The sequence below is a fragment of the Candidatus Omnitrophota bacterium genome (genome assembly GCA_023227985.1).
In the GTDB taxonomy this organism is placed as follows: Bacteria; Omnitrophota; Gorgyraeia; order Gygaellales; family Profunditerraquicolaceae; genus JALOCB01.
Genome location: JALOCB010000037.1, coordinates 1 through 12,459, shown reverse-complemented (window position 1 = coordinate 12,459; position 12,459 = coordinate 1). Strand labels below are relative to the sequence as shown.

The following is a 12,459-nucleotide window of genomic DNA, read 5'->3' as shown; positions in this document are numbered from 1 at the left end:
AGCGGCTGCTTTGGAATACGGCAAATTTGTGAACAATGCGGGGATTTACTTGAATGGGAGGATCATGAATATAAGGAATGCGGGTTTATTGTTAGCGGTTGTTTTAGCCGCTCTGTGCTTTGTTCCTGCGGCTTTTGCCGGCAGTTTTTTTGATGGCTGGACCGGGGATGTTTTTGTCGGGTATAACAAGTCCAACGGTAATACCGAGAAATCAACAGGGAGCGCGTCCGCCCAGGCTTTAAAGAAATTCGAACATTCGCAGTATTCGATCAAAGGGAATATGTTTTATTCCGAGTCGAATAATAAGATGGACGGCCAGAAATGGGATATCTTGAGCAAATACTCGCTTGATCTCGGCGAGGGATATCGTTGGTACAATTTCTATCAGGTATTCGCGGATCATGATTATTTCTCGGATATCGATTACCGGATAACGCCAAGCTTGGGGTTCGGTTGCCATATCCTGACCGGAGAAGACTTGATCTGGGACGCGGACGCCGGCCCGGGTTATCGCATTACCAGGCACCGGGTAAATACGGCGGAGGATGATGAGACGCTGACAGCAGTGGCGCATACATTTATGAAAAAGAAAATATTCGAAAAGTCGTTTTTGTCGGAAGATCTGACTGTGTATCCCGCGCTAAAAAGCGATAACGGGACGCTTCTGAAATCGGAGACTGTGTTCACCAATCCGCTGCGCGATAACCTGGACCTCGAAATTAAGTATATTCTGGATTATAATTCTAAGCCGGCGGGAAAAAAGAAAACAGATACGCAGGTGATCGCCGGCATAAAATATAAGTTTTAAGGAAGACCCGAGTCGGCCGCAGTTTGGCGGTAGCGGCCGTGCGGCGCTTGCGGCCCGGCGTTTGATCGCGCTTGGCCTTTCGCGCTAACTGTCGTTTTGCCTATGCAGACCAAAAATAACGGCAAAAAAAATACTTTAAGAGCGTTAGCAGGACAGATCGCGTTGTTGTTTTTGGCTGTTGTTATAGCGTTCGCCGGGGCAGGACGGATTGATTATTGGCAGGGATGGGTTTATGCCGGGATAATGACATTGGCCGGATTTTTAGCGTTGGCCGCCTTTGCTGATAAGGACGGGCTGGCGATAGAGCGCCGGAACCCGGGGCCGGGGGCGAAATGGTGGGATAAGATATTCCTGACGGTATCTTTGCCGCTTACAATGGTAATTGTTCTGGTTTCGGCCATGGATGCCGGGCGTTTTCACTGGACAGGGGATTTACCCGCGTTACTTTATGCGCTCAGTTACGCTGTATGCTTACTGGGGATCTGTATTGTGTTTTGGGCGATCCGCTCTAATGAGTTTTTCTCCAGCGTCGTTCGTATCCAGTTGGATAGAGGGCATAAGGTTGTTGTTGGCGGACCGTACAAATTTGTCCGGCATCCGGGTTATATTGGCACGATCTTGTTTACGGCCGCTATGCCGCTTATTTTGGGGTCGGTATGCGGGCTTATCGGTTCAGGCATAGTTGTTGGTATGATCATAACCCGCACAGTGCTTGAAGACGGGATGCTGCGCAAAGGGTTGCCGGGATATGCCGAATACGCGAATAAGACGCGATACCGGCTCTTCCCCGGATTATGGTAAGAACGCGGCTGCCTTGGGGCTTAAAAGTGTATAAATGGGACGCTAAAGAGTACAGTAAAAATTCACATAACCAGAAACGCTGGGCTGAGGGGTTGCTAAGCCAGATCCGTTTTCGAGGCGATGAAACAGTCCTGGATATCGGGTGCGGGGACGGCAAGATCAGCTGCCGTATAAGCGAGTTAGTCCCCCGCGGTAAGGTCTTGGGAATAGACAGCTCCCGGGAAATGATCCGGCATGCCCGGGACACATTCAAGGGCAGGCACAATAATTTATTTTTTCAGAAAAAAGACGCCTGCAGGCTGGGGTTCAAGAACAAGTTTGATGTTATTTTCTCAAATGCCTGTTTTCATTGGATAGCGGATCATGATTCGCTTTTAAATAGCGCGGGCCAGGCGTTGAAACCCGGCGGAGGGCTCGTTGTTCAGATGGGCGCCAAGGGAAATATCGCCGGGGTGATCAAGGCGGGGGATAAACTCAGGCGCCGGAAAAAGTGGCGCGGGTATTTTAAGGGTTTCACGTCTCCGTATCATTTCTCCGACCCCGCGGCTTTTACAGCGCTGCTGAAGCGCCATGGCTTTAAAATAAGGGCCATGCGTACATTTGTCAGATATATGGAATATACCAACGCCGCGGATTTCAGGGATTCGCTGCGGACTATCTGGATGCCTTATTCTCACCGGGCGCCTGAACGCTTGCGTGAGGAATTCCTGGCTGAAACTATCGCGCAGTATTTAAAGGAGCATCCGGCGGGTAAGAAAGGCGGGATAAGGGTTAAAATGAAACGGTTGGAATTTTACGCGGAAGAGATTAATGATCACTATTGAGGTTGATAAAAAGGCATGCAAAGGGGATGGACGGTGCGTTGAGGTATGCCCGATGCTCATCTTGAAAATGAATAAGAATGACCGCGTCCCGGAGTTTATTCCAGGCGGCGGTGAGCTTTGTATCAATTGCGGGCATTGTTTTGCCTGCTGCCCTCATGGCGCGATAAAGCTGTCGACCATGGATGTCAAGGATGCGCCGAGGGTTGAGCCAGCTAAATTGCCTGCCCCTGAGCAGGCGGCGTTGTTTCTAAAGGCCAGGCGCTCGGTCAGGGCCTATAAGGATGAGCCTGTGGATAGGGCGGCGATAGAGGGGCTTTTGGATATTGCCAGATACGCGCCTTCGGGGATAAATCGCCAGCCGGTTAATTGGCTGGTGGTCATGGGTAAAGATAAAGTCCATGATTTAGGGGGGCTGGTATGTAAATGGATGGAAGGGTTGGTAACCGTCAAGTCGGAAATAGCCCAATCCCTGCGTTTTGACCGCTTGATCGAGTCCTGGAAAAACGGGCAAGACCGGATCTGCCGGGGAGCTCCGGGTATGGTCATCGCCTATGGGGTTAAGGATGATCCTATGGCCCTGCAGTCATGCCTGATCGCGGGAACGTATTTTGAGCTGGCGGCATTCGGCATGGGTTTTGGCGCGTGTTGGGCAGGATATGTTAATATGGCGATAAATACGGATCCGCAGGTAAGGAAAGCCGCGGGTTTGTCTTCGCGGGCCTTAGCCGGCGCGGTGATGCTGCTGGGATATCCCAAATACCGTTATAGCCGGATCCCCGGCCGCAATCCAGCCAAGATCGTCTGGAAGTAGAAATAGGATCTATGCGTTATCAAAAACTGTTGGTTATATTATGGCTGCTTCCATTTTTGGTGGGAGGAAGTATGAACGAGCCGCCTAAGGCCGAAAAAATAAAGATCTTTGACGCCTCAACCGGAGAAATTACGGAGGTTGATAAGGTTTATAAGACTAATGAGGAATGGAAGAATATCCTTACTCCCCAGCAGTATCAGGTGACCAGGCTTAAAGGCACAGAAGCGCCGTTCAGTAAGCAATGCCCTATTCCTCCTAAAGGAGAAAAGGGGATTTATCAGTGCGTTGGTTGCGGGACAGATTTGTTTAAATATGAGTCAAAATTCGAGTCCGGCACGGGTTGGCCCAGCTTTTGGGAGCCGGTGTCGGAGTTGAATATCCGGCTTGAATCGGATGATAGTTTAAGCATCCGCCGGACTGAAATACTCTGCGCCATCTGCGGCGCGCATTTAGGCCATATTTTTAATGACGGAGCGGCGCCCAGCGGAAAACGCTACTGCGTTAATACGGTGGCTTTGAAACTCGCGGTACAGCAAAAGACCGCGAAAACAGAGAAAGCTACTTTCGCTGCGGGGTGTTTTTGGGGCGTAGAGGCGGCTTTTCAAGGGCTTATCGGCAAAGGGGTCATCTTTACCAGGGTTGGCTATACCGGCGGGGATTTCAGAAATCCTACCTATGAAGATGTTTGTTCCAACAAAACAGGGCATGCCGAGGCGGTTGAAGTTGTTTATGATCCCGCGAAAATTTCCTATTCCGAACTGCTTGATCTGTTCTGGAATATACATGACCCGACTACGCCTGACCAACAGGGGCCGGATATAGGCCCGCAATACCGTTCGGCTATATTCTTTCATACGGCTGAACAGGAAAAACTCGCCGCGGCATCCCGGGAAAAGCTGGGGCAGTCCTGGAGGTTAAAGAATAGAATTGTTACTGAGATAGTTCAGGCAGGGGAGTTCTATCCGGCGGAAGACTATCATCAGGAGTATTACAAGAAACGCGGGATAAAGCCGGATTGCCGCATACCGAAGCGTTAAAACCCGGGGTTGTTTTCGGGTTTATTGTGAGGATATATGGAATTCAAACTGAAATACGAGTTTGTGGAGTTGGATAATATGCTTAAATTGACGCAGCTTGTCGCTGGCGGGGCTGAGGCCAGGGAATATATATTGTCCGGCGCGATCAGGGTAAATGGCCAGGTCGAAAACAGGATCCGGCGCAAGCTGCGAGCGGGCGACCTGGTGGAATTTCAGGGTCAGCAGGTCAGTATTACCGCCAAATAATAAGGGAAAGGCGGTATTTGTTGCAAAAAGGCGCCAGAATGCCGCGGCGCCTTTTTTGTTGACAAAAGAGACGGCGCAATGTATATTATTAGCATATGCTAATAACTAATTAAAGCTATGCCCAGGCCTTGCAGATGCAGAAAAATCCGCTGTAGCATTGATACGGGCTATTTCAAGCCGCGCGGAATACCCGTGTATATGCTTGAAGAGGTGCATCTTACTTTGGATGAGCTGGAAGCGGTCAGACTCGCGGATTTCCAGGGCCTGTATCAGGAAGCCGCAGCCCGCAGGATGGATATTTCCCGCCAGACATTCGGGAATATCATAAAATCAGCGCACAGGAAGATAGCCGACGTGCTTTTGAACGCCAAGGCGCTTAAGATATCCGGCGGAACATTTAAACGGGTTGTTTCATTAAAAAAGGAGCAGTAAGATGAGGATATGTATACCGACCGAGACCATGGAAGGGTTGAATGCCAGGGTTTTTAGTCATTTCGGAAGCGCGCCCTACTTTACCGTTTATGACACAGAAAGAGATCAGATTGAAATTATCAACAATACTAACGCCGATCATCAGCATGGGATGTGCCATCCGGTCGACATTATCGGCCCGGTTTCGATCAATGCGGTAATTTGCATGGGTATGGGGCGCAGGGCGGTGGAGAAGCTGAATGAAGCGGGGATCAAGGCTTTTCGCCAGGAAGGCGAAACTGTGGCTGAACTGATAAAAAGATATAAAGCTAATGAGTTGGAGGAATTGACCGCGGAGAATGCCTGTATGCATCATCACGGCGGATGCCATTAAATTCAGGCGTTGCGTATGTCGGAAATACAAATGAGGGATTTCAATATAGAGGCTGCTGATTGGGATTCAGAGCCGCGCAGGGTGAAGTTGGCTGAGGATATCATTGAAGCAATTAAAAGCGAGATTCCCTTGAATCCTCAAATGGATATCATGGATTTTGGGTGCGGCACAGGACTGGTGGGGATGTCGCTTAGGCCGGCAGTGCGATCCTTGGTTTGTGTGGATAATTCGCAAGGTATGCTTGATGTCCTGAAGGGCAAAATCTCCCGGTCCGGTATTAGCCGGGTGACTACCCGGCGCGCGGATGTTTCCCGGGGCGGGGAATTGGATGGGGATTATGATTGTATTGTCAGCGCTATGGCCTTGCATCATATCGAGAATATTGCCGGGTTAGCCAGGCGGTTTTATCAGGTATTGCGCAATGGCGGTTATGTCTGTATAGCTGACCTTGACCCGGACAACGGCAAGTTCCATGAAGATAATGCCGGGGTCTTTCATCAGGGGTTTGAACACGACAATCTCAACAGTGTTTTTGCGCAGGCGGGGTTTGCGGATATCCGTTTTCGGGCAGCCGCGGAGGTGGAGAAGCCTTCGGGAAAATACCGGGTATTCCTTATGGTGGGGAGCAAAAAAAACAGTTAATGGTCCCGATGGTCAAGGCGCCGTGATCACTCCGGCGCCTTTTTTGTTGAGGTAAGCGGCTTGCGGCGGTATAATCATAAGTAACATGGATTATTATTTGGTCAAGGACCGCTAAGGAGGCGCTATGGCTGATATTGTTAAGATGGAGCTGAATTTCCGCAAATTGCCTGATGACCCGAATATGTTCGAGTTCACGATTACTTCCCCGATGCTGCGCTGCCAGTTCCGGGTCCCCCGGGAAATAATCAATAAGTTAAGGGTGGATATGGAGAGGGCGCTTTTAAATTAGAATAAGACCGGAGGTTTACAGTGCCTGAAGCCAAGACAAAAAGCAAGGTCTATTTTATCCCGGTAGATAATTCCACGAAGCAGGAAGAGGCTGTTTTGAGGCTGGAGGTTTTGCTTAAAAAAAGCGGGTTTCTGGATCTTATCGCTTCCGGCGATAAAGTAGCGGTGAAGCTGCATTTCGGGGAACAGGGCAATACCGGTTATGTCCGCCCGGAATATCTGAGGGTTATTTGCGATCAGGTCAAGGATAGAAACGCCTTGGTTTTCCTGGCGGATACCAATACGCTTTACCGCGGCAAAAGGACTAATTCTAAGGATCATCTGAAGTTGGCTTACAGCCATGGCTTTATCCCGGATAAAGTCAATGCCGAGGTGCTCATCCCGGATGATACCCGGAAAGAGCAGGTCCAGGATGTGGTTATTGACCAAAAATTCATTAAGACCGCTAAGATCGCCAGGATATTCTGGGATGCGGATGTTATTATTGGAGTGGCGCATTTCAAGGGGCATATTATGACCGGATTCGGCGGGGCTTTGAAGAATCTGGGAATGGGCTGCGCCACGCGGGAAGGAAAACTGGCCCAGCATTCAGATGTCTCGCCGTTCGTGATTGCGAGTAATTGCGTGGGGTGCAAGGCCTGTGAAAAGGCCTGCCCGGCCCAGGCCGTGGTTATCAAGAACAAGAAATCCATCATTAACAGCGCTAAATGTATCGGCTGCGCCAGCTGTATCGCCGCTTGCAAGTATAACGCCATTGAAATAAACTGGGAAGCGGGGGGCAGGGATATCCAGCAGAAGATGATCGAGCATGCCAAAGCAGTCTTAGAAAATAAAAAAGATAAAGAGGTGTTTATTAATTTCTGCCTGAAGATCACCCAGGAATGCGACTGCCTGGCACAGGATGACCCGCGGATCGCCCCGGATGTCGGGATACTTGTTTCCACTGATCCGGTAAGCATTGACAAGGCCAGTTTTGATTTGGTGAACGCGGCTGCCGGCAAAGATGTGTTCAAGCAAGCCCATCCTAACCGCGACGGCATGATCCAGTTGAATTATGCCCGGGAATTGGGCTTAGGCAGCCTTGACTACGATTTGATCCTTCTAACCCCGTAGCCCCGTAGACGTTGTACCTAAAGCTAAGCAGATAAAAGAGTTGCAAATAAATGTTTTAGGCCGCAAATAGCGGATAAGGGAGAATATTTATTATGGATAGTAATATTGAGAATGATCTGGGACCGCAGCCGATCGCCAAGATCATGGATGAGCATGGATTTAAGCCTAATGACCTGGTAAGCAACTCCACGGAGCAGATCACCCATAAGATGGTCAACCGGGCGGTGAAGGGAAGGCGCTTGAATCCGCATATACAGAGAAAGATCCTGAACGCGTTGAACAAAGCCGCAGGCAAACAATACGAGCTAAGAGACCTTTTTAATTATTGAAATTATCATATCAGCCTTCGCAAAGCCAAAATCCCGCGCTTTAAGAGCTGCTACCATTTTAGCGGATTTATGGTATAATTAATTCCCATGGCCAAATCCATTTATTCCAAGCCCTGGTTTGTTTATATAGCGGAGTGCAAGGATAAGACGTTATATACCGGGATCGCGATCGATGTCGAGAGAAGGATACACGAGCATAGTAATACCAACAAATGCCGTTATACGCGCTCGCGCCAGCCGGTTGTTTTGAAATATAAGAAGCGTTTTAAGGATCACGCCGAGGCGTGGAAGCGCGAGGCCCGGATAAAGAAATTAAATAAAAAAGAGAAGCTGAAATTGATCGCGGGATATGAATTTACTCCGCTTCAGAAACGTCGCCAAAATCGAAAGACTTGATCTTGGCGCATTCCGCGGAGTCTCGCGTCTAAATAAAAGCTTATTGTGCTCGAGGAGAGTTGGCAGAGTGGTCGAATGCGGCGGTCTCGAAAACCGTTATCGTCGTAAGACGATCGAAGGTTCAAATCCTTCACTCTCCGAAATAAATTTTGATAAAGTAAATTTAATGAAAATTACTCCTCAGGCTGCAGGTCGGTTAGGGGCTTTAAAGAGAAAAAGCCTTTATGGTAATTTTGGCACCGAAGAAGGTAGGAGAAAAGGCGGTTTAGTTTCATATTACAGGTTTAAGTCTAATCCGGAATTGGTTCTTAGGAAAGGCTTTAAGCTTGATAAAAATATAGCAATTCCTGATAAGACCCCGTCATTAGCGGAATTTATTGGTATTATTTTAGGGGATGGATCGATTAGTGATTATCAGGTAAGAGTTTATTTTAATGCAAAAACCGATCGCCCTTATGCTAATTTTGTCAAAGATGCAACTTTACGGTTATTTAACATTGATAGTAAAATAGCTGTAAGGCTAAAAAACACGTTAGAACTTGTCATATCAAGCAAAAGGCTGGTAAAATTTTTATTAGATTTAGGGCTAAAAAAAGGGAATAAAATAGCTCAACAAGTCGATATACCTGCGTGGATCTTTGATAAGATTGAATATTCCAGTGCTTGTCTTAGAGGATTGATAGATACAGACGGTGGTGTTTATTTTCATACCCATACTACCAAGGGAATTAAATATAGAAACATGGTTTTGTGTTTTACCAGCCGTTCTAAGCCGCTTCTGAATTCAGTGGATCGTATGTTTTCTACTATAGGAATAGAATCAAAAAATGATTTACTGGAAAGAATTCATGTGTACAATAGGGTAGATATAAAGAAGTATATGGATATCATTGGAAGCCATAATCAGAATCTTATAAATAGATTTGAGTCTTATAAAGGGACTAGAGCATAAATTTATATAGATCTGGAGAGGTCGCGTAGTGGTCGAGCGCGCGTGTCTGGAGAACACGTAATCCGCAAGGGTTCGAGGGTTCAAATCCCTCCCTCTCCGCCAGTTTTTTAGGTGCAACATCGCCAAGAAGTCAGGGCAATTCGGCCCGCACTCATTGCAGACGCGAGCCCTGAAGATAATGATGCAAAATATAAGGTGTCAACGATGAAACAATGGTATGAATTATTATTTGAGAATTACGCACATAAATACGACAAGGAATGTTTTGTCCAGGGGACTGTTGGCGAATGTGATTTTATCGAGCAGGAAATAAACCGGGATAAATCGCTAAAGATCATCGACATTGGTTGCGGCACTGGTCGCCATTCGATCGAATTGACAAAAAGAGGATATAGCGTAACTGGTGTTGATTTATCCGAGTCGCAGCTTATAAGGGCAAAGGAAAAAGCAAAAGAACTTGATCTTAACATTGATTTTCAGAAACATGACGCCAGAAACCTTCCCTTTGAAGGCGAGTTCGATCTGGCGATCATGCTCTGTGAGGGCGGTTTTTCTTTAATGGAAACGGATGAGATGAATTTTGAAATATTAAAGAGCGCGACAAAGGCGTTGAAAGATAAAGGCAAGTTTATATTCACGACATTGAACGGGTTCTTTCCGCTTTTTCATTCCGTCAAAGAATTTTATGAGTCCGCGGCCAAAGAAGGTAATTCGGCGTGTAAAAATTGTTCTTTCGATCTGATGACGTTCCGGGACCACAACACCGTCGGGTTCGAGGACGATGCGGGAACTAAAAAGGAATTAACCTGTAACGAGCGCTACTATGTGCCAAGTGAACTCACGTGGCTTTTAAAGACGCTGGGGTATAAAAAAATCGATATTTTCGGCGCCAAGCTCGGGGCGTACTCAAGAAATGACAAGCTGACGACAGGGGATTTTGAGATGCTTGTTGTCTGTCAAAAATAGGGGTTATTGTCCCGTATATATTTGCCAACCCGTGCTTCTTTTACGGCATATTTCCATAAGCAGCTGTATCTCAGGTAGTATAGGGCGCCTACCACCTATAATTGCCCGAATTTATAGGCCATTAATGCGCGTAATTAACGCGCATGCAGGATAATAGTAAATGGAGCAATTGATCAATTAACCCTCTGTGATCTAAGATAGATTGCGAGGGTTTTGTTAAGAAAACGGGGCATCGAAATGCCTATGCATAGAATTTTCCGGGGTTTTATAATAAAGGCGGTTATCCTCGGAATATTCTTCGGTTGCTTTCTGTTTTTTTCCCCTGATGCCGCTCGGGCCGGCGGCAGCCCGGAGTTTTCCGGGAAATATGAGGGGTATAACTTAGTTTTGATAATTCTGGACGCTTTACGCCCGGATCGCCTTGGCTGTTACGGATATCCTGAAAAGGTCTCGCCCAATATCGACGCTTTGGCGGATAAATCGGTGCTTTTTACTAATGCCTTTAGCGCGTCCGCTTATACCCTGCCTGCCGTAACTTCTATCTTCACTTCATTATACCCTTGCGCACATAACGTTATGGATGTGCTGAAGGATAGGCTGCCGGATAATATATTGACCCTGGCGCAGGTAATGAACGGGCAGGGTTATAATACCGGTTGGTTTGGGTCCGTTTATGACCCGCATTCCGGCTCTGCGCCGGGATTGCTTAATGGATTTAAGTCCATATCCGAACTTAGCCCTTTTGGAGGCTGCGGCCAGATCCGCGATTGGATCAACCTGAACAGCCGGGACAAATTCTTTCTTACGGTGCATTCGTATCTCCCTCATGAACTGACCTTCCCGTTCTGCAGGGCGGATAATCGATTTTCCCGCCTGGTGTCGGATGAATTTAAATCCGGGCTGGATGACCTGCGGCAGAGATGGTGGGATGAATTGCGAAATATGCTTAATGAGGACCCCGAAAGGATATATCCGGCATTAGGAAAGATCTGGGTAGAATGCAATATGAGTTTATTTATGCATATCCCCGCGGAATTGGATGCATCTCGGAAAAAGCGCTGGGAGAATGTCGCTCGGACTATGTTGAAAAAATATCCCGAGAAGGTATATCGATGGGCTGGGAAAAGGTTGGTGGAGAAAAAAAACATTTTGTTGAGGCCCAAGCCAGTGCCTTTGGCCGGCGGGGTCGACGGGATGTGGGTAAACAGCTTTTACGATTATATAAATTCTCTGAATAAAAAGCAGCTTCGGGAGTTTTTAAGGTTGCTGGATAGCGCGATATATGAGGCGGATGAAAAACTGGTTGGCGGGATCGTCGAGGAGTTAAAGGCCCGGGGGGTCTATGATAGGACCATAATCGTGATAACGGCTGATCATGGGAATGAATATAAAGAGCATGGCCATGTCGGGCATGGCCGTTATTTGTATGATGAAAGTATCCATGTCCCGCTGATATATTACCTGCCTGGTTTGAATAAAGGGATGCGTATTGATTTGTTGGCCCAGAGTATAGATATTCTCCCAACGATCTTGGGTTTGTTATCCATTCCGGTACCCGCGCAGGCTCAAGGGATGAGCCTGGTAGGGCTGTTGGAAAACAAAAAAGGCGTTGCTGTTAATGAAGTTGTATTCAGCCAGGGGACTGACGGTATTCGTTCTTTGCGTTCGGTGAAATGGAAGTATATCCGTGAAAGGGATGATCTTCGGGATGGCCGTGAAAAAGCCGCTGAATATATTTTTGATCTCCGTAAGGATAAAGGGGAAAAAAATAATCTCAGGGGATCCCGCCCTAAAATAGCTGAAATGCTGAGGGGGCGTTTGGATTCCCTGATAAAAGGCTTGCGGAAATATAACAACGGGAAAAGAGAGTTTTTGCCGGGCATAAGCGAAGAGATGCGCGAAAAGATAAGAAAAAGCGGATACTGGTAAGATAAAGGGAATGGTTCCTAATAAGAATTGTTGTATTCGCGAATGGATTTTATTAAAGTGGGTATTTGACAAATGCCTTGTTGTAACTGTATATGCGACAGCGGGAAAGGGGAAGAGGAACCGTCCCCTATGGAGGGATGATGGATATCTGTACTAAGTCATATAATACCAGGAATGGTTCGGTTGAAGGCGTGCAGGTCAAGTGGCAGGGGTTCAGCATTTTGCTGGTTACCGGCAAAAAGGCGTTTTTAACCTGCGGGGTATTTGACCTGGAAGCGATCGATGCTTTTGGAGGCGCGGCTGCTATAGTGGAGAGCACCCCGGAAAATCCTATCGGTAATCTGGAGCGGTTCCCCAACCGAAAAATAACCAGGGTTAATTCAAAAGCAAAGGCTTTGGGCATAGACGCAGGTATGGATGTTAAGGACGCCTTTGAAATTATCGCTTGAGCATCCGGTTCGCGTTTTAAGTTGTTATTCCGCATCAGTTAAGTTCGTTTATCCCGGGGGATT

Annotated in this window: 17 protein-coding genes and 2 tRNA genes; all 19 read left to right on the top strand. The window is 47.4% G+C overall.

Going from position 1 to position 12,459, the window contains the following annotated elements; all coding sequences use genetic code 11:
• A partial coding sequence (locus M0R35_06875) for a DUF481 domain-containing protein (protein MCK9595379.1) occupies positions 1-808 on the top strand: 808 nt, incomplete at its 5' end.
• Between the two features lie 102 nt (positions 809-910).
• The gene (locus M0R35_06870) at positions 911-1,609 is read left to right on the top strand and encodes an isoprenylcysteine carboxylmethyltransferase family protein (GenBank protein ID MCK9595378.1); all 699 of its coding nucleotides are present in this window, start codon (positions 911-913) and stop codon (positions 1,607-1,609) included.
• Positions 1,603-2,433 carry a methyltransferase domain-containing protein gene (locus tag M0R35_06865; protein ID MCK9595377.1) on the top strand — a complete coding sequence of 277 codons (831 nt, stop codon included), beginning with the start codon at positions 1,603-1,605 and terminating at the stop codon, positions 2,431-2,433. Before M0R35_06870 ends, M0R35_06865 begins: the two co-directional genes overlap by 7 nt.
• Positions 2,420-3,244, top strand: a complete 825-nt coding sequence (locus M0R35_06860; protein ID MCK9595376.1) for a nitroreductase family protein — start codon at positions 2,420-2,422, stop codon at positions 3,242-3,244. The genes M0R35_06865 and M0R35_06860 overlap by 14 nt, the downstream gene beginning before the upstream one ends.
• A 71-nt stretch (positions 3,245-3,315) precedes the next feature.
• The gene (locus M0R35_06855; GenBank protein ID MCK9595375.1) at positions 3,316-4,281 is read left to right on the top strand and encodes a bifunctional methionine sulfoxide reductase B/A protein; all 966 of its coding nucleotides are present in this window, start codon (positions 3,316-3,318) and stop codon (positions 4,279-4,281) included.
• 36 nt (positions 4,282-4,317) lie between these two features.
• The gene (locus M0R35_06850; protein MCK9595374.1) at positions 4,318-4,527 is read left to right on the top strand and encodes an RNA-binding S4 domain-containing protein; all 210 of its coding nucleotides are present in this window, start codon (positions 4,318-4,320) and stop codon (positions 4,525-4,527) included.
• Positions 4,528-4,644: 117 nt separating this feature from the next.
• Positions 4,645-4,959: a DUF134 domain-containing protein gene (locus M0R35_06845; GenBank protein ID MCK9595373.1), complete on the top strand. Its 315-nt coding sequence runs from the start codon at positions 4,645-4,647 to the stop codon at positions 4,957-4,959.
• Between the two features lies 1 nt (position 4,960).
• Positions 4,961-5,332, top strand: coding sequence for a NifB/NifX family molybdenum-iron cluster-binding protein (locus M0R35_06840; GenBank protein MCK9595372.1), 372 nt, complete (start codon positions 4,961-4,963; stop codon positions 5,330-5,332).
• A gap of 15 nt (positions 5,333-5,347) precedes the next feature.
• Positions 5,348-5,974 (top strand): class I SAM-dependent methyltransferase, encoded by a 627-nt coding sequence (locus M0R35_06835; GenBank protein MCK9595371.1) that lies wholly within the window; start codon positions 5,348-5,350, stop codon positions 5,972-5,974.
• Between the two features lie 124 nt (positions 5,975-6,098).
• Positions 6,099-6,263, top strand: coding sequence for a hypothetical protein (locus M0R35_06830; protein ID MCK9595370.1), 165 nt, complete (start codon positions 6,099-6,101; stop codon positions 6,261-6,263).
• Between the two features lie 20 nt (positions 6,264-6,283).
• Positions 6,284-7,375 (top strand): DUF362 domain-containing protein, encoded by a 1,092-nt coding sequence (locus M0R35_06825; protein MCK9595369.1) that lies wholly within the window; start codon positions 6,284-6,286, stop codon positions 7,373-7,375.
• 92 nt (positions 7,376-7,467) lie between these two features.
• A complete protein-coding gene (locus M0R35_06820; protein ID MCK9595368.1) occupies positions 7,468-7,704 on the top strand; it encodes a hypothetical protein in 237 nt (78 codons plus the stop codon).
• Positions 7,705-7,791: 87 nt separating this feature from the next.
• The gene (locus M0R35_06815) at positions 7,792-8,100 is read left to right on the top strand and encodes a GIY-YIG nuclease family protein (protein MCK9595367.1); all 309 of its coding nucleotides are present in this window, start codon (positions 7,792-7,794) and stop codon (positions 8,098-8,100) included.
• A gap of 53 nt (positions 8,101-8,153) precedes the next feature.
• A tRNA-Ser gene (locus tag M0R35_06810) sits at positions 8,154-8,240 on the top strand.
• A 26-nt stretch (positions 8,241-8,266) separates the two neighbouring features.
• Positions 8,267-9,052, top strand: a complete 786-nt coding sequence (locus M0R35_06805; protein MCK9595366.1) for a hypothetical protein — start codon at positions 8,267-8,269, stop codon at positions 9,050-9,052.
• Between the two features lie 14 nt (positions 9,053-9,066).
• A tRNA-Ser gene (locus tag M0R35_06800) sits at positions 9,067-9,154 on the top strand.
• A 102-nt stretch (positions 9,155-9,256) separates the two neighbouring features.
• The gene (locus M0R35_06795; protein ID MCK9595365.1) at positions 9,257-10,018 is read left to right on the top strand and encodes a class I SAM-dependent methyltransferase; all 762 of its coding nucleotides are present in this window, start codon (positions 9,257-9,259) and stop codon (positions 10,016-10,018) included.
• 237 nt (positions 10,019-10,255) lie between these two features.
• Entirely contained in the window at positions 10,256-11,947 is a 1,692-nt protein-coding gene (locus M0R35_06790; protein MCK9595364.1) for a sulfatase-like hydrolase/transferase, read from the top strand.
• A 137-nt stretch (positions 11,948-12,084) separates the two neighbouring features.
• Complete coding sequence (locus M0R35_06785; GenBank protein ID MCK9595363.1) at positions 12,085-12,396, top strand: YunC family protein; 312 nt, start codon at positions 12,085-12,087, stop codon at positions 12,394-12,396.
• Positions 12,397-12,459 lie beyond the last annotated feature (63 nt).

Bases quoted from the DNA above. Each gene is read 5' to 3' on its own strand.
- M0R35_06870 (MCK9595378.1), top strand. From the start codon at position 911: ATGCAGACCAAAAATAACGGCAAAAAAAATACTTTAAGAGCGTTAGCA.
- M0R35_06865 (MCK9595377.1), top strand. From the start codon at position 1,603: ATGGTAAGAACGCGGCTGCCTTGGGGCTTAAAAGTGTATAAATGGGAC.
- M0R35_06860 (MCK9595376.1), top strand. From the start codon at position 2,420: ATGATCACTATTGAGGTTGATAAAAAGGCATGCAAAGGGGATGGACGG.
- M0R35_06855 (MCK9595375.1), top strand. From the start codon at position 3,316: ATGAACGAGCCGCCTAAGGCCGAAAAAATAAAGATCTTTGACGCCTCA.
- M0R35_06850 (MCK9595374.1), top strand. From the start codon at position 4,318: ATGGAATTCAAACTGAAATACGAGTTTGTGGAGTTGGATAATATGCTT.
- M0R35_06845 (MCK9595373.1), top strand. From the start codon at position 4,645: ATGCCCAGGCCTTGCAGATGCAGAAAAATCCGCTGTAGCATTGATACG.
- M0R35_06840 (MCK9595372.1), top strand. From the start codon at position 4,961: ATGAGGATATGTATACCGACCGAGACCATGGAAGGGTTGAATGCCAGG.
- M0R35_06835 (MCK9595371.1), top strand. From the start codon at position 5,348: ATGTCGGAAATACAAATGAGGGATTTCAATATAGAGGCTGCTGATTGG.
- M0R35_06830 (MCK9595370.1), top strand. From the start codon at position 6,099: ATGGCTGATATTGTTAAGATGGAGCTGAATTTCCGCAAATTGCCTGAT.
- M0R35_06820 (MCK9595368.1), top strand. From the start codon at position 7,468: ATGGATAGTAATATTGAGAATGATCTGGGACCGCAGCCGATCGCCAAG.
- M0R35_06815 (MCK9595367.1), top strand. From the start codon at position 7,792: ATGGCCAAATCCATTTATTCCAAGCCCTGGTTTGTTTATATAGCGGAG.
- M0R35_06805 (MCK9595366.1), top strand. From the start codon at position 8,267: ATGAAAATTACTCCTCAGGCTGCAGGTCGGTTAGGGGCTTTAAAGAGA.
- M0R35_06795 (MCK9595365.1), top strand. From the start codon at position 9,257: ATGAAACAATGGTATGAATTATTATTTGAGAATTACGCACATAAATAC.
- M0R35_06790 (MCK9595364.1), top strand. From the start codon at position 10,256: ATGCCTATGCATAGAATTTTCCGGGGTTTTATAATAAAGGCGGTTATC.
- M0R35_06785 (MCK9595363.1), top strand. From the start codon at position 12,085: ATGATGGATATCTGTACTAAGTCATATAATACCAGGAATGGTTCGGTT.